Here is a 24,471-nt window from a genome sequence, read left to right on the forward strand (position 1 = left end):
ACATATTTTCACATGATGGTTTCATTTTATCATGCCATAATTAAAAAGAGGGACACAACTATATGTGCCCCTCTTTTTGCTGTTAACGGCTCACTTCCGCCTTAATCGCTGAAACGAAATCTTCAAAAGCAATCGTTTCGGATTTTTGTTCACCGTATTTACGTACATTCACGCTGCCTTCTTTGGCTTCATTGTCTCCAACGACCAGCATGTACGGGATTTTTTGCATTTGCGCTTCACGGATTTTGTAACCGATTTTCTCGTCACGTGTATCCAGGTCGACACGAATGCCTTGCGCTTTAAGTTTTTCCTGTACTTCTTTCGCATAATCCAAGTGCACTTCAGGTGAGACCGGAATCACTTGTGCTTGGATAGGTGCAAGCCAAGTCGGGAATGCCCCCTTGTATTCTTCGATCAAGTAAGCGACAAAACGTTCCATTGTGGAAACGACGCCGCGGTGGATAACAACCGGACGGTGCTGCTTGCCGTCCTCACCGACGTAATTAAGATCAAAACGTTCAGGAAGCAAGAAATCAAGCTGAACAGTGGAAAGCGTTTCATCTTTTCCTAAAGCAGTACGTACCTGAACATCGAGCTTAGGACCGTAGAATGCCGCTTCACCTTCCGCTTCAAAGTAATCCAGACCAAGTTCATCCATGGCGCCTTTTAACATGCTTTGCGCTTTTTCCCACATGTCATCATCATCGAAGTATTTTTCTGTATCCTGCGGATCGCGATAAGACAGGCGGAATGAATAATCCTTGATATCGAAATCTTTATATACTTCCAGAACAAGGTTCACAACGCGCTTGAACTCTTCTTTGATTTGGTCGGGGCGGACGAAAATGTGCGCATCATTCAATGTCATCCCACGTACACGCTGAAGGCCGGAAAGGGCACCTGACATTTCATAGCGGTGCATCAATCCTAGCTCGGCAATCCGGATTGGCAGTTCCCGGTAGCTGTGGATGCTGTTTTTATAGACCATCATGTGATGCGGGCAGTTCATCGGACGCAGTACAAGCTGTTCGTTTTCCATCTCCATGACTGGGAACATGCCATCCTGGTAATGATCCCAGTGTCCAGAAGTTTTATAAAGGTCCACGCTACCCATCACAGGTGTGTAGACATGGTCATAACCCAAACGTTCTTCCTTGTCCACGATATACCTTTCGATTGTCCGGCGGATGGTCGCTCCTTTTGGCAACCACATCGGCAGCCCTTGTCCCACTTTCTGTGAGCTCATGAACAAGTTCAATTCTTTACCGATTTTACGATGGTCACGTTCCTTGGCTTCTTCAAGGAAACGCAGGTGTTCGGCCAAATCTTCTTTTTTATAGAAAGCCGTACCGTAAATGCGTTGCAGCATTTTGTTTTTGCTATCGCCTCTCCAGTATGCTCCAGCGATGCTCAATAGCTTGAATTCTTTGATTTTCCCAGTTGATGGAACATGAATTCCACGGCAAAGGTCAAAGAATTCCCCTTGCTCATAAAGTGTTACCTGCTGATCGGCAGGAATTGCATCGATCAACTCCAATTTATACTCGTCGCCGATTTCTTTAAAACGGGAAATCGCTTCATCACGACTTACTTCGATGCGGGAAATTTCCAAGTTCTCGTTGACGATTTTCTTCATTTCTTTTTCAATCAATGGAAGGTCTTCGGGAGTCAATGATTCCTCCATATCCATATCATAGTAAAAGCCGCCCTCGATGACTGGCCCTACGCCGAATTTAGCGTTTTTGTACAAACGTTTGATCGCTTGTGCCATCAAGTGCGCTGTACTGTGACGCAATACTTCAAGAGCATCCGCTGTGTCCTGTGTGACGATTTCGATTGAACCATCTTGTTCAATCGGGCGTTTCAAATCATATAATTCACCATTGAATTTTCCGGCAATGGATTTTTTCCTTAAACCAGGGCTGATGGATGCAGCGATGTCTTCAGTTGTTGTGCCTTTAGCAAACTCCTTAACCGCTCCGTCAGGAAAAGATATTTTCAGTAATTCTGACATTGAGTTTCACTCCTTCTTATTGTTCGAACAAATTACAGGTATTTGATTCCATTACAACACAAAAAAGCCCGTCCCTGTATAAAACAGGGACGAGCTTAGTAATAAATATCATTAACCCGCGGTTCCACCCTCGTTCCAGCTTGCTTTTCACGGCAAAATGGCACTTGTAACTTGGTAACGGCAGCTTCCCGTCAGCTCATATTCGCAGAATGCCTGCTTTCCGAGCCGAAGTTTAAAGGTGGTAAGTGTTCCATGCGAATAGGAAGCTTACAGCCTGTTGGCTCCCCTCTCTGATAATCGGCGACTAGAATACCCTTGTCCTCATCATAACTTTTAGTTTTTTAATAGTATGTAGGAAATTATAATTTGTTATACGGTGAAAATCAAGGTTAATTTTCTTTTTTTCACGAAAGATCATTCAAATGCATAGCAAATGACGAAAGTGGCAGGATAGTGGCCCGTTCTTCGAAAATCCTTGAAATGGTCTGGATCAGCCCCTCTTCCTTGTCATCGGTATAGATACACAAGTTTTCTGGAGCAATCGATAAAAGCGGGGCAAGTATCACCGTATCGAGAAATAGTGAACTTTTGGCAAGAAGCCTCCTGTCGATCATACTATTGATTTTTGGACGGTCGAGCTTGCTGAACTTCTGATCATAGAAATGAAAACCATCCCGGTTCACCAGGTGAAGTTTTCTTAATTTCGACTCCTGCCCATGAAGGCAATCACGGAGCGTAGCAATGAAATTTTGATAGTCCTGTTCCAGCTTGTATTCATCAATCGCTTTGACGACATACTTTTCCAACGTGTGCTGAAATGATTTCAAACGGAAGGTCGTAAAAGAATCGAATGAAAAAGATACCTTTCCAGCCAAGATGCTTTGAAGTCCTTCCTCAATCAATCGTTTCTCCGTACTGAATGCTTCATCTTGACTCCTGGCTCTTTCCACCTCGATGATTGATGATGCAATTTCAATGATGGCTTCAATTTCTTCCCGTTCCCTATAAAAAAATTTACCGACTATTATTTGCTCCAGAACAGGAAGCGTCTTTTCTTCCAATAAAAAAGAATGAAATGCATCACGAAGCAGAATTAGCCATTCATCACCTGAAGACTCCGTCATATCCACATACATGCCTTGTTGCGGAAGAAATCGAATATATGCTTGAAATTCTGCCCCCAGTGGATGGGCAGAAACGAAATTCAGTAATTTCAATGCCTCTGAATCGTTTTGAAAAGAAATTTGCACTACGACATCCCCCCTTCCCCCTTGCTTCTTTTTTCATGTATATGGGGATGGGGACGTGTTTAGAAGTAGGATGGGCCTTGTAAGAAGAAAAAAGTGACCTCCATTAAGAGACCACTTTTCTTCATCTTCTCCGATTCACGCCATCAAGCTTGACCGGCTCAGCTAAATATTGAATTCTTTCCAGTACCCTGGCCGCCTTCACTTCTTCCTTCTCACCACGCTGTGAAAAGGTCAGATGGTTCTCCAGGCCATTCAAGTCAAAATTCGAAGTGAAAAACGTCGGCAGGTTTTCCAGCATCCTAAATTGCAAAATCGGACCAAAAACCTCATCGCGTCCCCAGCTCGTCATGGACTCCGCTCCAATATCATCAAGCATGAGGACAGGTGCCGTTTTCACCATTTCAATTTTTTCATTGACCGTATTATCACCTATCGATCCCTTAAGTTCCCTCAAGTAATCAGGTACATAGACAATAAGGGAGGAAATTTGCCTTTTTGCAAGTTCATTGGCGATCGCACCTAATAAGTACGTTTTCCCAACACCGAATTTCCCATATATATATAAGCCTTTTTGCCTTTTACCTGGCTCATATTCCATAATGAACGACATCGCTTTACTTAAGACAGACAAGCGTTTGTTTTCATTATCCGTTTGGGTAAAGTCTTCAATGCTCGCCTTTAAAATATCCTTCGGTACATACAGGCTGCGGATCAACTTTTCCCGTTTCCGCTTTTCATCCTCTGCCAATTTCCGCGGGCAGACTTCATAATGCAGGTTCAGGGCTTTCCCTTGAACCACCAATTTGGGATAATACCCTTGCATCATATTGATGCAGCCATCCAAGCTCGGACATTTATCACACTTATTGCTTTGTGAAGTGAACTCATAAAGCTTCCCCAAGTTTTTATCAATCATTTCCTTCGTGACCGTCGAGCTGTTGGCATTCATAAATAACCGCACTTGTTCGTTTTCAAAAATCTCCTGTTTCAGCTTTTCATAACGCTGTTGAAATTGATTTGTATTGGCCAATTTATTAAGGGACCTATTAATCTTTTCCATCGTTCATTTCACCTCCTGCTTTCCACTGCTTCCATTTCTCCAGAAGCTCGCGTTTCTGGGCATCCAATTCAGGCTGATCTGCATTCTGCTCCTGCTGTGCTTCTTCTTTTTTCTCAAGCCACTCCGGAACCACTTCTTCCCGTATCGCCTTTTTCCGGCTGCCCTTCGCAGCATTCCTGCTTCCTTGAGCCCAGTCCTGATATTTCCTATGTTCATTTTTAGCCAGCTCCATCGCCTCGACCACCGTGGAGACCTTCAGTCGTGCCCAATGGCCTGCCAGCTTTTCGACATAGCCCTTCGTGAACTTCATATCCGTTTTGAGCATGACATATTCAATCAAGACATTGACGACACCCGGATTCAGCTTTTGATTGATCATCACGCCCTCAACGACTTTCAAATCACCGCTTGATGGCTCTGCACCGCCAGACAATTGCATCAGCCGCTCCCTTGGGGAAATCGTCTCCAAATGACGGATTAACTCTTGTTCCTGTGTTTTCGGTTCCTCTTTTTGTGTCCGTTCACGAATCGGCTGCACCCGATTGACAAGGGAAGGCATATCGGCCTGTCGTTCAATCTGATACCAGTCCCTTGCCGCCTTTCTGAGTACTTCCTCATCGATCTCATCATCCAATGAAACGGCATCCATTACTAGTTTTTGCATTTCAAGCGGATCGATGCCATATAAAAAAGCAAGTTTGGCAATCGTATTTTTTATTTTCGGAGTAAAGGCCTTTTTCGGTACGATCGAGGATTTCATCCCGGCAAATAAAAGGTCAAAATCAAATAAGTCATCAAACCCCGATGGCTCGACGCCTTCAGTCCGATCGATGTATTGCTGTTCAGGCATCGGTTGCCATTCATTTTTCGCTTCATCCGTTACATATAAAGAATCCAAATGATCTGATGAGAACACTTCCGCAAAAGATTTAGTCACACCTTCATATTGATCGGTTAAGATATGGTCATCACAAAAGAATCTCTTTAACCGGTTGAATTGCGCTTTACCGATTTTTTTGTATAAGTAAATATTCAGCATTCCATCCGTGAAAAACTGCTGGGGGGAAAGCGGCGGGTTTAACTCATAGATGAATTCCTTCGTTTCATTTTTCGATTTCTTATATACATTCAACAAACCGATTCCCTCAAGTAAAAGCCGGGCTTCGTAAATATCAGCTAACTTAAGGCCGATGGTATTCATTAATTGATAATGTGAGGAGGTTTCCGACCATAACCTGTTCTCCTCCAACTCACTCCATAACGTCATATATAGGCTAATGCATATAGGTCCAATAAGAGGTTGATATAGTCGGGTTAGTATTTTCCGATCATAGTCATGAAGCAGCCCCGCAGATGAGACCAAATATGAATCAGCTGGGAGCAATTCTTGCCAATGCTTTGACATCTCCATTCAAACCTTTCAAAAGATGTAGTGAAAAAAGAGCCAAAGTGAATCTTCAGCTCTACTTTCTTTCTTTATTTATCAAATCTTTCAATTCATCGATAAAGACATTGATGTCTTTAAATTGTCGATAGACGGATGCGAACCTTACATAGGCAACCTCATCGACTTCTGCCAGCTTGTCCATCACCATCTCGCCGACACTGTCGCTTTTCACTTCCGATATGCCCTGGTTGCGTAGTTCTTTTTCTACATAACTGGTAATTTGCTCTAGTTCTTTCAAGGGAACCGGACGTTTTTCGCAAGCCCTGATTAAGCCACGCAGGATTTTATCACGACTGAACTCTTCCCGCGTCCCGCCCTTTTTCACTACAATAAGCGGTGTTTCCTCCACCTTTTCAAATGTCGTGAATCGAAAACCACATGCCTCACATTCACGGCGTCGTCGAATCGATTTACTTTCATCGACTGGCCTGGAATCGAGCACTCTTGTTCCGTTATATTGACATGATGGGCATTTCATCATTATCAGCTCCGTATTTTATGTAGGACTCCCCTATCTAAATGTTCCCCAAGGAATTACTTCTCTATCTTAATCTTATATTAAATGGAACGGCCAGTACAAGTAAAAAGTGTAACTTCCGGCAGCAGGCACTTTTTGGTTTGCCGTTGAAGCACCGTTGTCAAAGTCTTTATGCTGCAAGGGCATCCTCCCCTATAAGGGGAGCAGACTGCCGATTGATTGCATTAAAAAAGAGATGCACCCATGGCATCTCTGTGTATACGTGTTTTTTATAGGGCACTTATATTGGCTTTTTTCATTTGTACAGGACCTAATCCACGTGGTAATTCTATGTTTTCACGTGTTTGCGCATTCAAAGCTTCTGCAATATAATCTGCCGCAATATTCGGATCCAAGTTACCGCATGTATAGACATCAATGCTCGCATAGCCGTGTTCTGGAAAACTGTGAATCGTTAAGTGTGATTCAGAAATGATGACAACCCCGCTGACTCCTTGTGGAGCAAATTTGTGAAAGGCAACTTCTCGTACCTCTGCACCTGATTTCAAAGCAGCATCAACAAAAATCTTTTCAATTAAATCGATATTGTTCAGTTTTTCAAAGTCACAACCCCAAAGTTCAGAAATGACGTGTCTACCCATAGTTTCCATAGTGTAAGCTGTTTCCATATTAAGCTTCCCCCTTACCATGATTTAAAAATAAGTTCTGATAACTACCACGGGGGAAAGTTAGTCCAAAGAGGTCCTAACCCTTTAAGTAGCCATCATGCAAACCGCTATTGAAGAAGTTCACGATTCATAGTATATATGGTTTGAATTTTTTTTGCAACTCCAAATTGAATTTTTGGAAAGATAAACTTTATATGTAATAGGGATATTGCGATTGGAGCAAATTCTGTATTCTGGTTTATTCAGCGCCTTAAAGCAACAAGGAATTGATTGATCACTGTATTAAAAATAGCCCGCTAAAAAATTTTAGCAGGCTCGGCTTTTTCTTTTTATTTTACTGATAATTCGACTTCTGAAGTTTTTTTCAACTCTGATCCAACCAATTTCACTAGGTCCACTACCCGGTTGGAGTAACCCCACTCATTATCATACCATGCAAGGACTTTCACTTTCCTGTCCCCGATCATCATCGTCGTCAACCCATCGATGATTGCAGAGTGTGGATTCGTTTTGAAATCACTGGAAACTAAAGGTTCCATCGTGAATTCCATGATTCCTTTGAGTTCATTTTCTGAAGCATCGATGAAGGCTTGGTTCACTTCATCAATCGTGACATCACAGTTTAAATCCACAACAAGATCGACTAAAGATACGTTAGGTGTCGGTACGCGTATCGCCATTCCATGAAGCTTGCCTTTTAATTGCGGCAAAACTAGTGAGATGGCTTTTGCAGCTCCTGTAGTCGTAGGAATCATGCTTTCCGCAGCGGCACGGGCACGTCTCAAGTCTTTGTGCGGGTTATCGATATTATTTTGATCATTTGTATAAGAATGTATCGTTGTCATTAAACCGTTGTTTATGCCAAATTTTTCATCAAGCACTTTTGCAACCGGTCCAAGGCAGTTCGTTGTACAAGATGCATTGGATATGACGAAATGCTTGTCAATTTCCAGCACTTCCTGATTTACTCCCATTACAATGGTAACGTCTTCATTTTTACCCGGGGCTGATAAAATAACTCTTTTTGCTCCTGCGTCTAAATGAAGAGCCGCTTTAGAACGATCATTGAATTTACCAGTGGCTTCAATTACAATATCTATGTTCATCTCTTTCCAAGGCAATAGCTTTGGATCGCGGTTATTTATTAGTTTTACTCGGCGGCCATTCACTACTAGTGAATCATCTTCAGCTATAATGATACCGTCGAATTTACCATGTATCGTATCATATTTTAGTAAGTGTGCTAAAGTTTCAGCTGGATAGCTTGCATTAATGGCAACAATGTCCAAACTCTCATCTAATATGGCTTTTCGGAAAACCATTCTTCCAATTCTCCCAAATCCGTTAATCGCTATTCTTGAATTCATTGTTCGGACCCTCCAGAAAATATTAGTGTTATACTTATTACCTTTCGCATGTAATTAGTATAACATAATTCAGGGGAATTGTGCTAATAAAAATGCGGATTGTTCTTATTTTTTCAACATAAAAAGAAGAAACCGGGCGGTTTCTTCTTTTTATCATGATTATATGACATACCATTCGCTAAGTATGGACTTCACTTGCCGCTTCGTTTCATTAATGTCCCCATTATTATCGATGACGGCATCCGCTAAAGCCTTTTTATCAGCCAAGGGCATTTGCGAATTGATCCTGGCAAGTGCCTCCGTCTCCGAAAGACCATTCCTGTTCATTAATCGCTGCAATTGAACTTGCTCATCCACATAGATCAAAAGCGTCTTATCCACCATGAATGTCAGCTTGCTTTCGAATAGGAGCGGAATATCCATGAACACCGTTTCTTCTCCTGATGATAGTGCCGCTTCCGTTTTCAGCCGCATCCAATTCCTGACGGCAGGATGAACGATGCCATTCAATAGCAATCTCTTTTCTTGATCATTAAATATAATCGACCCGAGCTTTACGCGATCTATATTCCCATCCGTCAATAAGATATCTTCACCAAATGCCTTCACAACTTGGTGATAGGCTTCTTCACCTGGCTCAACGACAGCACGGGAAGCCAGATCAGCATCGACAATCGTGAATCCGAGTTCCTGTAAATAGAGGCTGACGGTGCTTTTCCCACTGGCAATGCCTCCGGTGATTCCGATGATTTGTCCCATAAGCTCCCCCTTTTAAACTTATCATAACTTGAATAAACCGATGATAATCAATAGTACACCTGGAAGAAAGGTCAAATGCTGGACAACTTTATTATTTGAAAGCAATTTCCCGCTTTGAATTCCGCTCCAAATGAAAATCGAACTCATAACAGCGATGCACCCTGCGAGGATGATGGGTGAAATCCCGATCATAGCCGCTCCTACTCCGGCCCCGAACGCATCCAGCGAAAGTGCAAACCCCAGAACAAGCGCTTCAACACCTGTAATCGTACCTGATTTATCAAAATCGGCATTCAATGGTTTTTGTAAAATATTAATGACTACCCCAAGTGATTTAATTTCAAAATTAAAGATGATCTTTTCATGATATCTATCATCTTTCAAATCTTTTTCAGGCTTAAAATACTGGTATACCATCCAGGCACCAAGAAAAATGAGGATGATGCCGCCTGTTTTTTCAGCCGCCCCGATAGATATGAGCTGACTGATGAATTGTCCGATGACCATCGCTATACCTAAACTCAATGCAGAACAAAATGAGATGACCGCTATTGACCTTAAGGGGATTTTCATCTTCCGCATACCGAATGTCAAACCTACGCCAAATCCGTCAATACTAACTGCAAAAGCGAGAAAAATAATTTGTAGCCACATCGGAATATTACTCCTTCCCTACACGTTGCTACCCTAGTATATGGAAGGAGCCCATCCGATGTGTTTTTAAAAACATTACCTATTTAAGCGGCTGGCATAACGGGCAAATATGTGTACCCCGTCCTGCAACAACCAGTTTCTCAAGGGGCGTGCCGCATGCTTTGCAGTTCTCGCCTTTTCGTCCATAAACATTCAGTTCCAACTGAAACATGCCGATTTGCCCTTGGGAATTAATGTATGAACGAATCGTACTTCCGCCTTTTTCCACAGCTTCCCCTAAAGTCGCAATGATTTCAGCATGCAACGTCTTGATTTCCTGCAATGAGAGTGAAGAAGCGATTCTCTCCGGATGGATACGGGAGCGGAATAACGACTCGTCCACATATATATTCCCAATCCCTACGACAACCGTTTGATCAAGGAGAACGGGCTTGATTTTCCTGTTGGTTCTTGCCAGCTTCCTACTTAGCCCCTCGACAGTAAAATCTTCAGACAACGGTTCCGGCCCTAAATGCAACAGGGGCAGCCGATCAAGTTCTTCCCCTTTGGCAAATAGATGCATCGTTCCGAATTTCCGGACATCCCTGTACCGAAGTTCACTGCCATCAGTGAAAGTGAAGATCACATGGGTATGCTTATCATACGGCTCTTCTTTTGGATGCACGCCGTATTTCCCCTCCATTCTTAAATGCGAAACCATCGAATAATCATCCAAGGTGAAAATGAGGAACTTGCCCCGACGGCCTATTCCCCTTATCGTCTGTCCCCTTAAAGCATCCTGAAACTGTTCGACAGGTTCAGGTGCTTTAATGATCTTTGGCCAGAAGACGGACACTTCCTTGATCTCTTTTCCGAGTATGAGCTGCTCTAACGTTCTTCTGACTGTTTCCACTTCTGGAAGTTCTGGCATTGCAATCACCTATCTTATATTATTTGGCATCAAACCATGTTGGCCCGAAAGCATAATCCACTTTAAGGGGCACGTTCAATTCAATGGCATTTTCCATTTCCTCCGGAACGATCACTTTAAGGATTTCCAGTTCCTCAGGAGGGGTTTCAAAAATCAATTCATCATGCACCTGAAGAAGCATTCTCGTTTTAAGCCCTTCACTTTTCAGGCGCTTATTCATGTTTATCATGGCAAGCTTGATGATATCCGCGGCGCTGCCCTGAATCGGCGTGTTCATTGCTGTCCGTTCGGCAAAGCTCCTTATGTTGAAATTCCTGCTTGTTATCTCAGGTATATAGCGCCTCCTTTGCATCAGAGTCGTGCTATACCCTTTTTGACGGGCCTCATGTATGCTTTCTTCCATATATTCCTGAACACCAGGAAAGCTTCTTAAATACTTCTCGATGAACTCTCCAGCTTCTTTTCTCGTAATGCCAAGACTTTGCGATAGTCCGTAATCACTTATACCATAAACGATTCCGAAGTTGACCGCTTTGGCATGGCGCCTCATGTTCGAAGTGACTTCCTCTGCCGATACATGGAACACATCCATGGCTGTCTTTGTATGGATGTCCATCCCGGCCTGGAATGCTTCCACCAATCCGCTGTCATTGGCGATATGCGCCAGAACGCGCAGCTCGATCTGGGAGTAGTCGGCAGCAAAAATGATCCAATCCTTTTCGGAAGGAATGAAGGCCTGCCTGATTTTCCTTCCTTCTTCCAGTCTGATCGGGATATTTTGCAGATTGGGATCTGTTGAGCTTAAACGGCCGGTCTGGGTCAATGCTTGGTTGAACCGGGTGTGCACCTTGTCCGTTTTACCATTGACCACCTTAAGCAACCCTTCAATATAAGTGGATTGCAACTTACCAAGCTGGCGATACAATAGTATCTCCTTAACGATATCATGCTTGCTCTCCAGTTTTTCCAACACATCGGCTGACGTCGAATAACCTGTTTTGGTTTTCTTCATGACAGGAAGCTCCAACTTTTCAAACAGGATGGCCCCAAGCTGTTTAGGTGAATTGATATTGAACGCCTCTCCAGCCAAATCAAAAATTCGCGCCTCGATGTTTCTTAAGCGAATGGCTATTTCCTGTCCCATGTTTTTCAGTCGACCTATATCCACCTTGATTCCCTGCCATTCCATATTGGCCAGGATGATCGACAGTGGCAGCTCCAGTTCCGTAAATAGGTGAAATTGCTCGAACTCTTGCAGCTTATCAATCATCGGTTCTTTCAGGGACAGAATCGCCTTCGCTTTTCTGGCGATATGCTCCCTCAATTCCGCTTCCTCAGGTATTTTGCGTTTTGCACCTTTTCCATAAAAAACGTCATCCGTTTCAAGGCGGATAGCACCATGAGTTTTCGTGATTTCTGCCACTTCGTCCACTGACTCTGCCGGATCCAGGATATAGGATGCCAAAAATACATCAAAATCGATGCCTTTTATTTCGACTCCTCGATGGCGAAGTGCCACAACCGTACGCTTCGCATCAAAAACCGTTTTCTTTTTTGTTTCATCCTCTGCCCAGGATTTAAAGGCACCGGAACTCAGAGCATCATCTCCATGGAAGTAAAAATGACCTTGTTCATTACTGATGGCGATCCCTATTATATCGGCACGATGATAATTATCTTCTAAAATTTCAACATACAAAGCACTTTCATCGGCAAACATTCCTTCTGTCATTTCAGCCGATTGAACCTCAATCTTCTCCTGTTCAAGCGGTGTACTTTCCGTTACATCCAATTTATCGAGCAAAGTCGAAAAGCCAAGCTCTTTATAGAATGAGATGACTCGCTCCTGATCCATGCCAGTATACTCGGTTTCGTTTACGGAAACTTCAAGCGGCGCTTCCCTCGTTATTGTAGCCAGCTCTTTGCTTAATAGGGCCAGGTCTTTATGTTCTTCTATTTTCTCTTTCAATTTCTGTCCGCTTACCTCATCAATCGACTGTAAAAGGTTTTCAACTGTTTCAAATTGATGCAATAATTTAAGGGCAGTCTTTTCACCAACACCCGGAATACCGGGAATATTATCGGAGGCATCTCCCATCAGCCCTTTTAAATCAATGATTTGCAAAGGGGAAAGACCGTATTTTTCATGTATGTGCTTTGGAGTGTATTCCTCAATTTCAGTAATCCCCTTTTTCGTGATGGAAACCGTTGTACTAGGGGAGGATAATTGTGTTAAATCTTTATCACCGGAAATGACCTTCACTTCAAAACCATCTTTTTCCGCTTGTAAAGAAAGCGTACCGATAATATCATCGGCTTCGTAGTTCTCCAGTTCATACCTTTTTATTTGAAAACAATCAAGCAGCTCGCGAATGAAAGGGAATTGCTCCGATAATTCTGGCGGCGTTTTTTGGCGCCCTCCCTTATATTCTTTAAATGATGCATGTCTGAATGTCGTTTTACCCGCATCGAATGCCACAAGTATGTGCGTTGGCTTTTCTTCTTCAAGAATGCGGTTGAGCATCATGGTGAATCCGTACACGGAATTCGTATGGACCCCCTTATCATTATTCAAGAGCGGAAGCGCAAAAAACGCACGGTATGCAATGCTGTTTCCATCTATTAGTACTAGCTTTTTATCCAAATCCGTCTTCCTCCAGTCATACAGGTTTATGTAGTTATAGCTTCTATATAAAAACGCAAAAAGCCGTTCATTTTCTTTCTCTATTCTACCATGAGTAGAAGCGGAAAGAAAAATGACGGCATCAAGGTTATTTAGTATTTCCCATTAACAAGCTGGCATAAGGGGAATCCGAAGGAAGAACGATGACCGTTTGATCTCCGATCGTTTTTTTGTAGGATTCAAGAGTCCGGTATAGTTTATAAAATTCGGGATCTTTGGAAAACGACTTATTATAGATTTTCGCTGCTTCCCCTTCTCCTTCAGCCCTGATCACTTCTGCATCAGCCTCTGCAGTAGAGAGCAATTCTTTCACTTTCCGGTCAGTATCCGCAATGATACGGTTTTTCTTCGCATCACCTTTTGATAGGTATTCTTGCGCTTTCGATTCCCGCTCTGAAATCATCCTCTTGAAGACGGATGCTTCGTTTTCGGCGGGCAGGTCAGTCCGCTTTATCCGGACATCCGTCAAGCTGATGCCATAACTGTCCTTTTGCAGCAGATCGTTGACTTTTTCGGTTATGCGGTCGTTTAAACTGCCCCTGGATGACTTCTCATCATTGATGATCTCATCATAATTCAGCTGGCCCAGCTCTGAACGAACTGCCGAATAGATGAACTCTTCCATTTTCGTTTCGGCATTCTCAAGTGTCCTTGCATTTGTAATCAATTTCTTCGGATCTTCTATTCTCCAAACGGCATAATTGTCGATCAGCATCCGCTTTTTATCTTTCGTATTGATTTCCGCTTCTGAAACATCGGAAGTCATTTGATACTTCGGCAAGGTCACGACACTCTGAATGAATGGCACCTTCGCCTTCAAACCCGGGGTCTTATCGATCCTTACCACCTCACCGAATTGGCGGACGACCTTGTATTCTCCCTCTTTGACGATATAGACATTGGTGAAGATGATTAGCAGTAGCGCGATGATAATAATCAGGAAAATGCCGAATCTCACATAGCCCCTCCAATGAAAATTCCCTTTTTTGAGTTCAGAGAAATCTATTATTTTTCCACTCATTGTTTAGAGCCCCCTTCCCCTGTCGCTTTTTCTTCCGATGCATTCCCTTTTTTCGTTTCTTCTTCAGGTATAGCGGCTTCATCAGGGGCAGGAGTTTTTTTCGTTTCCTCCTTTTCAAGTGAGCGAAGCGGCAAGTACTTCATTGTGTTTCCGTCATCATTCATAATATAAATCTCTGCATTCGGCAATACTTCCTCAAGGGTCTCAATAATAAGGCGGTCCTTCGTAATCCCCTTATTGCCCTTATACTCACTGAGTAATTTTTCAAAGACCGCTACATCCCCGCGGGCAGCTTCCGTACGGGCAGCTTTATCCCCATTAGCCTGTGAAATGAGGGCATCTTTTTCCCCTTCCGCTTCATTCATACGCTTATTTTCATATTTATCCGCTTCGTTGATTTTCGTATTCGCCGTTTCCCGGGCATCCGTTACATTGGTAAATGCTTTCCGCACTTCTTCATTAGGTAACTCCACGTCCTGGAGTTTAACCGCAGATATGGAAATTCCGACATCATATTTCTCCATTAGCTGTGACAATAAATCGCGTACATCCGCTTCGATTTGCGCTTTACCAGATGTAAGGGCATCATCGATTTTCGTGCTGCCGATTATGCTCCGTAATGCAGCTGAAGTCGTATCGTATAATATTTTTTCTGGATTTTCTGCATTGTATAGATATTTTGGAGGGTCGGTGATTTTCCACTGAACCACTAGGTCGGCCAGCACAATATTTTCATCACCCGTAATCATTTTGGTCTCACTCGGGTAATCCGTCACCTCTCCATCCTCTTCCTTATATCCAAATTTAAGACTGAATGTTTCTTTGGATAATTTCTCGACCGATTGAATGGGCCAAGGCAGTTTAAAGTGAAGTCCTGGTTCCGTTATCGTCTCCTCCACTTTACCAAACGTCATTATGACAGCTTGATCAGATTCATCAACCGTGTACCAGGTCGATATCGCAACTACACCTAAAATTAAAATAAGAAAGACAAGTCCTGTGATTGTATATATCCTTTTTAAGCTAACGATATGTATCACCCCTTCTTTGCAGTTATATCTTATTTACGCAAGAAAGGGCCTAAAGTTTCATAAAAATCAAATATTTTCCCAGGAAAATAGGATAGAGGAATGGTTCCCGGGGAATATAGCCAAAATTAAAAGACAGAGACTATGTCTCTGCCTACAGTTTTTTAGGGTTTTGTACAATTTGAATGTTGATTGCAACGTAGGGCACTCGCGTTCCGTCCTTTGCACCTGTAGGTTCTCCTTGGACGGGCTATTCCTACAGGAGTTTCGCTCACCTGTTCCAATCATCTTTGCTTTAAAATTTAGATTGAACTACTACAAAATCAAACAGAGACTATGTCTCTGTCAATGTTTAACTCCTTGGATGAGGGGTTGTACAACCATTGTACCCCTGCATTATGAAGTCCGTTTTAAGGAATTGTAAAGGACATGTAAATAAGATACCCGCTACATTTTCCCTTTTAAGCTTTTATTTAAGGTGACTGTAAAAGTCGTCCCGGTTCCAGGTGTGCTTTCCACGTTGATTTTACCTTTATGGACTTCTATTATATGCTTGACGATTGCCAGTCCAATGCCCGTTCCTCCTGAATCTCGGCTCCTCGCCTTATCGATCCGGTAAAACCGTTCAAAGATCCTTGGCAGTTCTTTTTCTTCGATGCCGATCCCGCTGTCTTGAACTGTAATATCGACGGTCTGTTCATTTTCAATGATATCAACGGTGACCCTGCCGCCATTTGGTGTATAGGTCAATGCGTTCGTAATCAAATTGATGAAAACCTGTTTGATCCTGTCAGATTCCCCTTCAATGAATACTGGTTCCGGTGATGTTTTAATTTCAAGGGATACTTCTTTTTCCTTCAGCTTGCCTATAAGCATCTCTTGTATTTCGCCAAGTACTTTCGTAATATCCACGACCCCTGCGTTTAAAACGAATTCCTGTTGCTCCATTTTGGATAAATTCAGAAGCTCCTGAATGAGTTCTTGCAGCCGGTCACTTTCTTTCAGGATAATCGATAAAAAGTGCTTTAGGGTCTTTTCGTCTTTTAAGGCGCCATCTAACAATGTTTCAGAAAAGCCTTTAATGGAGGTGATCGGAGTCCTCAATTCATGGGACACATTAGCCACGAAATCCTTCCGCATCTGCTCGAGCCTTTTCAATTCGGTGATATCATGGAAAATGAGGAGGATCCCCTTCCATTCATCATGATTCCCGATAATGGGCGCCCCGTAAATCTCAAAATGCTTTCGTTCTATGGCAAGCGGTATCTTCACCTGTCGTTTTATCGTTTTTTCCGTTCGAAAGATCTCTTCGATGATGGCTATCACTTCCTGATCTTTAATGACCGAATAATATTCCTGAAACAAAAACGTAGCGGCATTCACATGGAAGCTTTTCTTGAATTCCCGGTTGATTAAGGTCGTATACCCTTTACTGTCTATCAGCAAGACCCCGCTACCGATATTTTCAACAAGTGCTTCCAAACGATCCTGATTCATTTCCCTCGCTACCTCTGTTTCCTGAAGGTTCCTCGCCAATATGTTCAAGGAAGTTGTCAGCATTCCCGTTTCATCGGAATGCCGCCCGAATGTCCGGGTTCCGTAATTCCCTTTTGCCAGTTCGATGGCTGCCATCGTCGCCTCTTCGATCGGACGGGTATAATATGAAGTGATTTTACTCGCAAGCATGAGAATGATGATCAAGGCAACCCCTAAACAAATGATCAATATTTGCCACATTTGTTTATTCACTTGATGGATGGCCTCTATTTCATTGCTATGGACGACAAAGCCTTCAATCTCGCCGTCCTTTTCAACCGTCTTCCAATAATAATGGAGGTCCGATTCCCCTTCGACCACTTCATACCCTTCCCCATGCTTAAGCCCTTTTTCCAAAGTTATTTTGCGAAGGACATTGGCATGGCTTTTAAGTATTTCATTGGATGATGTCGAATCGTATAATATTTCCCCACTCGTAGAGAGAATGGTTAAATTCGAATCTAAAAGGGGTGTCAATTTTGCCGTTTTCCCTTTTTCCAAAAAGGACTCGATTCCCCCATGCTCCTGAATATATGTAGAAATGAAAAATGTTTCGTTCTGTATACGCTCATTGAACGTTTTAATATAATAACTTTTGAACAAGTGTCCTAATAAAAAGCCCACGGCCATCAGGACGACCATCACCAATGTGATGAGGGTATATAAGAGCTTTTTACGATAGGTCGTCATTCTTTTTTAGGCTCCTCAAGCTTATACCCCAAGCCCCTTATCGTTTTAATATAGAGAGGTTTTTTTGTATCTTTCTCTATTTTTTCACGAAGATGGCTAATATGGACATCGACGATCCGTGAGTCTCCCGCGAAATCATAATTCCATACCGCACTGAGCAGTTGATCCCTGGTCAGCACTCTTCCTTTATTCTTCGCCAAGTATAAAAGTAATTCAAATTCCTTTGGAGTCAATTCTAATTGCTGTTCATCAAAGAATGCTTCGTATCGTTCCGGGAACACTTTCAATTCCCCTAATTTCAAGAGACCATCTTCCTGATCCTGACTTGACTCACTTCCGTTCGATTGCAACTGGGATCTTCTTAAAATGGCTTTAATCCGTGCCACTACCTCCCTGGGACTAAATGGCTTGGTTAAGTAATCATCCGCCCCTAGTTCCAGTCCCAGCACCTTGTCAAATTCATCGTCCTTAGCTGTCAGCATCAAGATCGGTATATTGATTTTTTGCTGGCGAAGCTGCTTGCATACTTCAAGCCCGTCCATTTTTGGCAGCATCAAATCCAATACCACTAAATCGGGGCGTATATCCACGGCAGCCTCCAGCCCTTGTTCTCCATCCAAAGCTGTGATAACCGTATAGCCTGATTGTTCTAAATTGTACTGAAGTAAGGTAACTATTGATTGCTCATCATCCACTACGAGAATTTTCTTTGACATTAGATCCTCCTGAATTATGTATTACCCAAAAGACCAATTCCTTGGTCTACTCATCCAATTCCATTATAAAGAATATTATATGAAAATTACACATAAAAAAAACGGAAATAAAGTAATTCCTATCTTCAGCAGGGAGATTATAAGTTCCAGGGTTCTTTTGAAGCGGATTAAAAAACTGCCCGGAGTCGGAAAAAGGCCTTGGCCTTTTCTTCCAATATCCGGGCAGTCTGTACATGATCTCTTATTGAAGGACTTGCATAACAGCTTTAACTGATTCGACTGATTTTGAAAGTGCAGCCTTTTCATCTTCAGTTAAATTAAGTTCGATGATTTGTTCAATACCGTTTGCACCAAGTACAGTCGGCACTCCAAGGTAAATACCTTCAAAGCCGTATTCACCTTCAAGATAAGCGATGGATGGAAGAACGCGACGTTGATCTTTAAGGATAGCTTCAGCCATTTCCACTAGAGATGCAGCTGGTGCATAATATGCGCTTCCGTTTCCAAGAAGGTTTACGATTTCTCCTCCGCCAGTGCGGGTACGAGCTACTATTGCTTCTAAACGATCTTGAGGGATCAATGTTTCCAAAGGAATTCCGCCTGCATAAGAGTAACGCACTAGAGGGACCATATCGTCTCCATGTCCGCCAAGTACGAAACCAGTTACATCTTTAACGGATAAGTTTAATTCTTGAGCTACGAAAGTGCGGAAACGAGCTGTATCTAGTACACCTGATTGTCCGATAACACGTTCTTTAGGGAAACCAGATTCTTTGTATACAGTGTAAGTCATTGCATCTACAGGGTTAGTCAAAACGATGATTGTTGTATTAGGGGAATATTTAACTACTTCTTTAGTTACTGATTTCATGACTTTTTGGTTAGTTTGAACTAAGTCGTCACGGCTCATGCCGGGCTTACGGGCAATTCCGGCAGTGATGATCACTACGTCGGAATCAGCAGTTTCTGCATAGTCGGATGTACCGATGATATTAGCATCGAAACCTAGAACAGGTCCTGCTTCCGCCATATCAAGGGCTTTACCTTTTGTAGGGTTTTCAGCTTGCGGAATATCAACCAAAACGATATCACCAAGTTCTTTTTGAGCTGCAAGGAATGCAGCTGTAGCGCCAGTGAATCCAGCACCTACCACTGTGATTTTTTTACGTTTAGACATGTTATTTCCTCCTTAAAATATATAAATACTTTTGGAATACTTTTAACATTCTCTTGAAAATATATATAAGCCTCCTGGAAAAGCAGCCCGTTCAGGCACTTTTCCAGAAAGCATATAATGAATTATTTAAGGTTTTTGATAAGCTCGTCTGCGAACTCAGAACATTTAACTTCTGTTGCACCTTCCATTAGGCGGGCAAAGTCGTATGTAACAACTTTAGAAGCGATTGTTTGTTCCACTGATTTTGTGATGCTGTTTGCAGCTTCGTTCCAGCCAAGGTGCTCAAGTAAAAGAACGCCTGAAAGAAGAACTGAAGATGGGTTAACTTTATCAAGACCAGCATATTTAGGAGCCGTTCCGTGAGTTGCTTCGAAGATGGCATGTCCAGTTTCGTAGTTGATGTTTGCTCCTGGAGCGATACCGATTCCGCCAACTTGTGCAGCTAATGCATCAGAAATGTAATCTCCGTTCAAGTTCATTGTTGCAACAACATCAAACTCTTTAGGACGAGTCAGGATTTGTTGTAAGAAGATATCAGCAATGGAATCCTTAACGATGATTTTGCCTTCAGCTTCAGCAGCAGATTGAGCTTTGTTAGCAGCTTCTGTGCCTTCAGCATCTTTAATTTTGTCATATTGGTTCCATGTGAACACTTTATCGGCGAATTCTTGTTCTGCAACTTCATAACCCCAAGTTTTGAATGCACCTTCAGTGAATTTCATGATGTTACCTTTATGAACAAGCGTTAATGACTTACGGCCTTCTTTGATCGCATAGTTAAGTGCAGAGCGAACAAGACGTTTTGTTCCTTCTTCTGAAATCGGTTTGATACCGATACCTGAAGTTTCAGGGAAACGGATGTTTGTAACGCCGAATTCATTTTGCAGGAAGTCGATTAATTTCTTAGCTTCGTCAGAACCTTTTGCATATTCAATACCAGCATAGATGTCTTCAGTGTTTTCACGGAAGATGACCATGTCAGTGTCTTCTGGACGTTTAACAGGTGAAGGTACACCATCAAAGTAACGTACTGGACGAAGACATACGAATAAGTCCAATACTTGACGCAATGCAACGTTCAATGAGCGGATACCGCCGCCGATTGGAGTTGTAAGAGGTCCTTTAATAGCGATTAGGTATTCGTTAATGACATCAAGAGTTTCTTGTGGAAGCCATTCGCCCGTTTGGTCAAATGCTTTTTGTCCAGCTAAAACTTCTTTCCATTCGATTTTCTTTTCGCCATTGTAAGCTTTTTCAACTGCTGCGTCTAAAACGCGGGATGCTGCAGCCCAGATATCAGGACCGATTCCGTCTCCCTCAATATAAGGAACGATTGGGTTGTTTGGTACGTTAAGAGCACCGTTAGTAACTGTGATTTTTTGGCTTTGTGTCATGTCTCTTACCTCCGATTCAAATTCAAAGGTTAGATGGCCTGCCATTAAATGAGGCAGAACCACTAACCTTTTTTACTCACATCTATTAATTTACTACAAATTCGATGAAATAAAAAATGATTTTTCGAAAAAACTTTTAATTAGCGGTTTTCAATCGGTACATATTTTTGCATACCTGGTCCAACATACTCTGCACGCGGGCGGATAAGGCGGTTGTTTGAATATTGCTCAAGGATATGAGCGATCCAGCCTGAAGCACGGCTTACAGCAAAGATTGGTGTAAATAGGTCATGCTCGATACCTAAACTATGGTATACGGAAGCAGAATAGAAATCCACGTTCGGCGGAAGATTTTTTTGACCGGTTACGATTTCATGAATTTTGATGGACATATCATAATATTGCGGTTGTCCAGTAAGTTCAGTCAGTTTTTGTGACATTTCTTTAAGGTGTTTAGCACGAGGATCACCTTTACGGTATACACGGTGGCCAAAGCCCATGATTTTTTCTTTATTGGCTAATTTTTCGTTGATATATGGCTCAACGTTATCAACTGAACCTATTTCTGTAAGCATTTTCATGACTTGTTCGTTAGCTCCGCCGTGAAGTGGGCCTTTTAAAGCGCCGATGGCAGCAGTTACACCAGAATAGATATCAGCTAATGTTGCCACACAAACGCGTGCAGTGAATGTAGAAGCGTTTAATTCATGGTCAGCATGAAGAACCAATGCTTTGTTGAATGCTTCTTCTTCGATTGCCGTTGGTTCGTTACCGCTTAACATATATAAGAAGTTAGCAGCAAAGCTTAAATCTGTACGTGGAGCAACAGCTTCTTTCCCTTGACGGACGCGAGCGAAAGTTGTTACCAATGTAGGGATTTTTGCTTGGATGCGGATTGCTTTACGATAGTTAGCTTCTTCACTCATTACATCTGCTTCTTCATCATAAAGACCAAGAAGAGATACTGCAGTGCGAAGAGCTCCCATTGGATGTACTTTATCAATTGGGTATGTTTTGAAGTGATTTACCACTTCAGCTGGAATTTCAGCATTTTCAGCAAGTTGTTTAGTTAATTCTTCTAGTTGGCTTTTGTTCGGAAGAGCTCCGTGCCATAAAAGATAGATTACTTCCTCGAATGTTGCGTTTGAAGCCAAATCATCGATGTCATAACCTACATACGTTAATGTGTCATCGATAATGGAGCTTACTGATGAAGTTGTTGCTACCACACCTTCAAGACCTTTTGTTGCTGTCATACTAAATCTCTCCTTTTCCTAGATATTCCCCTATGCCCTTGCTATTAGCGTATAAATGTAGCGCTTCCAAGAAATTAGCTTTTATAAACAACCATCTATTTTTTAGCAGAAGACATACATCTTGTATTGGAAGCGTTCACAGAATATGACCCCAACAATATAAAATGTACGATAATCTTTAATACGAAATTCTAAAAATAATGCTTGTAGCTATTCCTAGTGAGCGCTTGCTCAATAACTACATCTTTTTTTTAAGATTCCTCAAAAATATCAATGATATTCGGAATCCCAATTTTAATAAATCAGAGCAGTTACATGATTATTATAAACAATAAACACTTTTTTGGGAATGAAAAGCACTTAAAATGTGAAAAAATTATTATTTTATTAGAAAAATTAGCTACATATTCTCTTGCTTATTTTAATGCGATTCATAACGGTTTTTTTGAAAATTCGCCCCAAAGCAGAATAAACGAAACATTAAATAGAAAATCTATATTCCCAGGACTGACTGACTTTTCTACCCTTAGCCACTCGCTTCATTTAAAGAAATTGAAGACCTGCATGCATAAATAAGCAATTCCCGCCCCGATTAACGGACCGACAGCCACACCTTTGAATAATGCGACCGCAAGAATCGTCCCAAAAACAAGAGCCGTGGTAATGTGCGGATCATGTGACAGGAGCGTAATCCCATTCTTTGCTATGAGCGCAACGGCTATTCCAGATGCAAGCGCAATCCAGGCATAAGGAGATTTTATCGCATCTCCTAGTTCCTTGAAACCTATCGCCCCGTTTGCTATTGGTATGAGTACGGAAATCGTGATGATCGTAACGCCCAGGTTTATTCCTTTCGCTTCCAGGTATGGAAACACTTTGGCATCAAGGCCAATCAGTTTCATGATTAAAAGAAAACCCGCAGCCATGATCAGTGAGGTATTTTTCCCAAACCAACCGATTGCAGCAAGCAGAATTAAAAATACTACAGGACCGTTGATCATTATCCCTTCACCTTCTTCCTTTCTTTTTTGTTATTTTAACATAACAAACTCCCTTGTTTCCTAGGAGAAAATTGATTTATGGAACGATGCATCGGCGAAAAAAGTTAAGCCGAAGGATGAAAGAATCTTTCCTTTCTTTTCCATCATCGTTACAATTATAATACAAACTTTATGATTGAAGGAGGATAAGACTTGAATCCGGTATATATGTATCGTTTCATTCGCTCTTTACTGGTCGTTGGAGGGGTAATTTTAGGCGGGATTGCCGTGTTTTATTTATCTAAATATACATATCCATTCATCATTGCCATGATAATCGCTTTCTTGATGAATCCCCTGGTCACTTTTTTCGAAAGGAAAGGGAGGCTGCCCCGAGGGTTGGCTGTATTCGTTTCCCTGTTACTCATTTTCCTTTTATTTGCAGGTCTTATCACCTTACTGGTTGCCGAGATCATTTCAGGAACCAATTACCTTGCCGGAGTCATCCCGAAACACATTGAAACCATCGTGGATTATATAGAAACATACATCGCGACCACCGTCATCCCTTTATATAATCAAATAGCTGCCATGTTCAATAATTTGGATATCGAACAGCAAGATACAGTCCTCAAGAATATCCAAAATATCGGTGAGTCCATCACTACCGGAGTAAGCGGCTTCATTCAAGCTTTCTTGAAGAACATCCCCACAATCATCGGATGGTTTCCAACTACAGCAACAGCACTCCTTTTTACACTGCTGGGCACTTTCTTCATCAGCAAAGATTGGGATACCTTTGGCCGAATGACCGGAAAAGTGTTGCCTGATAAGATTTTTGCGGGTGCAAAGCGTTTATTCAAGGATTTAAAAAGGGCTTTGTTCGGATTTATCCGGGCACAATTCACTCTTGTTTCATTGACGACTGTCACGATTTTAATCGGATTTCTCATTTTAGGGGTGAATTATTCAATTACCATTGCCCTGATATGCGGGCTGGTCGATATCATCCCCTATTTAGGGACAGGTACGATTTTCATTCCATGGATCATCTTTGAATTCATCGCCGGCAATACAAGTCTCGCAATCGGTTTGTCCGTCCTTTACATAATCGTCGTTGTCCAACGTCAGCTAATAGAACCAAAAGTACTTTCTTCCAGTATTGGTTTGGATCCGCTTGCCACTCTCATCGCCTTATTCATCGGCTTCAAATTGATCGGTTTCCTAGGTCTGATTGCAGGACCTGTAGTGCTTGTCATATTCAATACACTTCAGCGTGCAAATGTCTTCAAGGCCATATGGACTTTCATCATCGGGGATACAAAGAAAACCACTTAAGTTGATCAAGAATATCCTTAGCATTCACCGATTTCCATTTTAAAA

The 24,471-nt window shown here is 42.1% G+C and carries 20 protein-coding genes; 1 reads left to right on the forward strand and 19 read right to left on the reverse strand.

Features of this window, described 5'->3' with window-relative positions; translation table 11 throughout:
* Window positions 1–82: 82 nt before the first annotated feature.
* The 19 genes from thrS to ABC374_RS17825 all read right to left on the reverse strand — a co-directional run bounded on the left by thrS (window position 83) and on the right by ABC374_RS17825 (window position 23,109).
* Window positions 83–2,014, reverse strand: coding sequence for a threonine--tRNA ligase (gene thrS / locus ABC374_RS17735; protein ID WP_214748463.1), 1,932 nt, complete (start codon window positions 2,012–2,014; stop codon window positions 83–85).
* A 404-nt stretch (window positions 2,015–2,418) separates the two neighbouring features.
* Complete coding sequence (gene ytxC, locus ABC374_RS17740) at window positions 2,419–3,264, reverse strand: sporulation protein YtxC (RefSeq protein ID WP_413019221.1); 846 nt, start codon at window positions 3,262–3,264, stop codon at window positions 2,419–2,421.
* Between the two features lie 121 nt (window positions 3,265–3,385).
* Window positions 3,386–4,324, reverse strand: coding sequence for a primosomal protein DnaI (dnaI, locus tag ABC374_RS17745; RefSeq protein WP_241594395.1), 939 nt, complete (start codon window positions 4,322–4,324; stop codon window positions 3,386–3,388).
* Window positions 4,311–5,729 carry a replication initiation and membrane attachment family protein gene (locus tag ABC374_RS17750; RefSeq protein ID WP_350299677.1) on the reverse strand — a complete coding sequence of 473 codons (1,419 nt, stop codon included), beginning with the start codon at window positions 5,727–5,729 and terminating at the stop codon, window positions 4,311–4,313. The genes dnaI and ABC374_RS17750 overlap by 14 nt, the downstream gene beginning before the upstream one ends.
* 58 nt (window positions 5,730–5,787) lie before the next feature.
* Complete coding sequence (gene nrdR / locus ABC374_RS17755; protein WP_034309080.1) at window positions 5,788–6,249, reverse strand: transcriptional regulator NrdR; 462 nt, start codon at window positions 6,247–6,249, stop codon at window positions 5,788–5,790.
* Window positions 6,250–6,518: 269 nt separating this feature from the next.
* Window positions 6,519–6,899 (reverse strand): adenosylmethionine decarboxylase, encoded by a 381-nt coding sequence (gene speD, locus ABC374_RS17760; RefSeq protein WP_034311443.1) that lies wholly within the window; start codon window positions 6,897–6,899, stop codon window positions 6,519–6,521.
* A gap of 347 nt (window positions 6,900–7,246) precedes the next feature.
* Window positions 7,247–8,284, reverse strand: coding sequence for a glyceraldehyde-3-phosphate dehydrogenase (locus tag ABC374_RS17765; RefSeq protein WP_350299678.1), 1,038 nt, complete (start codon window positions 8,282–8,284; stop codon window positions 7,247–7,249).
* A gap of 159 nt (window positions 8,285–8,443) precedes the next feature.
* A complete protein-coding gene (coaE, locus tag ABC374_RS17770) occupies window positions 8,444–9,043 on the reverse strand; it encodes a dephospho-CoA kinase (protein ID WP_350299679.1) in 600 nt (199 codons plus the stop codon).
* A gap of 21 nt (window positions 9,044–9,064) precedes the next feature.
* The gene (ytaF, locus tag ABC374_RS17775; protein WP_034309090.1) at window positions 9,065–9,697 is read right to left on the reverse strand and encodes a sporulation membrane protein YtaF; all 633 of its coding nucleotides are present in this window, start codon (window positions 9,695–9,697) and stop codon (window positions 9,065–9,067) included.
* A gap of 79 nt (window positions 9,698–9,776) precedes the next feature.
* Window positions 9,777–10,607 (reverse strand): DNA-formamidopyrimidine glycosylase, encoded by an 831-nt coding sequence (gene mutM / locus ABC374_RS17780; protein WP_350299680.1) that lies wholly within the window; start codon window positions 10,605–10,607, stop codon window positions 9,777–9,779.
* A gap of 19 nt (window positions 10,608–10,626) precedes the next feature.
* Window positions 10,627–13,251 (reverse strand): DNA polymerase I, encoded by a 2,625-nt coding sequence (polA, locus tag ABC374_RS17785; protein ID WP_413019225.1) that lies wholly within the window; start codon window positions 13,249–13,251, stop codon window positions 10,627–10,629.
* A gap of 127 nt (window positions 13,252–13,378) precedes the next feature.
* Entirely contained in the window at window positions 13,379–14,311 is a 933-nt protein-coding gene (gene hflC / locus ABC374_RS17790; protein WP_350299682.1) for a protease modulator HflC, read from the reverse strand.
* On the reverse strand, window positions 14,308–15,342 hold the full coding sequence (gene hflK, locus ABC374_RS17795) for an FtsH protease activity modulator HflK (protein ID WP_413020388.1): 1,035 nt from the start codon (window positions 15,340–15,342) through the stop codon (window positions 14,308–14,310). Before hflK ends, hflC begins: the two co-directional genes overlap by 4 nt.
* A 444-nt stretch (window positions 15,343–15,786) precedes the next feature.
* A complete protein-coding gene (gene pnpS / locus ABC374_RS17800; protein WP_350299683.1) occupies window positions 15,787–17,565 on the reverse strand; it encodes a two-component system histidine kinase PnpS in 1,779 nt (592 codons plus the stop codon).
* On the reverse strand, window positions 17,562–18,281 hold the full coding sequence (locus ABC374_RS17805) for a response regulator transcription factor (RefSeq protein WP_101222903.1): 720 nt from the start codon (window positions 18,279–18,281) through the stop codon (window positions 17,562–17,564). Before ABC374_RS17805 ends, pnpS begins: the two co-directional genes overlap by 4 nt.
* 241 nt (window positions 18,282–18,522) lie before the next feature.
* Entirely contained in the window at window positions 18,523–19,458 is a 936-nt protein-coding gene (gene mdh / locus ABC374_RS17810; RefSeq protein ID WP_413019228.1) for a malate dehydrogenase, read from the reverse strand.
* Window positions 19,459–19,580: 122 nt separating this feature from the next.
* A complete protein-coding gene (gene icd / locus ABC374_RS17815; protein WP_342605834.1) occupies window positions 19,581–20,897 on the reverse strand; it encodes an NADP-dependent isocitrate dehydrogenase in 1,317 nt (438 codons plus the stop codon).
* A gap of 95 nt (window positions 20,898–20,992) precedes the next feature.
* Window positions 20,993–22,108, reverse strand: coding sequence for a citrate synthase (gene citZ, locus ABC374_RS17820; RefSeq protein ID WP_048681140.1), 1,116 nt, complete (start codon window positions 22,106–22,108; stop codon window positions 20,993–20,995).
* A 539-nt stretch (window positions 22,109–22,647) separates the two neighbouring features.
* Window positions 22,648–23,109 (reverse strand): DUF441 domain-containing protein, encoded by a 462-nt coding sequence (locus ABC374_RS17825; protein WP_350299685.1) that lies wholly within the window; start codon window positions 23,107–23,109, stop codon window positions 22,648–22,650.
* Between the two features lie 192 nt (window positions 23,110–23,301).
* Between ABC374_RS17825 and ytvI the strand changes: the two genes are divergently transcribed.
* Entirely contained in the window at window positions 23,302–24,426 is a 1,125-nt protein-coding gene (ytvI, locus tag ABC374_RS17830) for a sporulation integral membrane protein YtvI (protein ID WP_137018179.1), read from the forward strand.
* Window positions 24,427–24,471 lie beyond the last annotated feature (45 nt).

The organism is Peribacillus phoenicis (assembly GCF_047238085.1).
In the GTDB taxonomy this organism is placed as follows: domain Bacteria; phylum Bacillota; class Bacilli; order Bacillales; family DSM-1321; genus Peribacillus.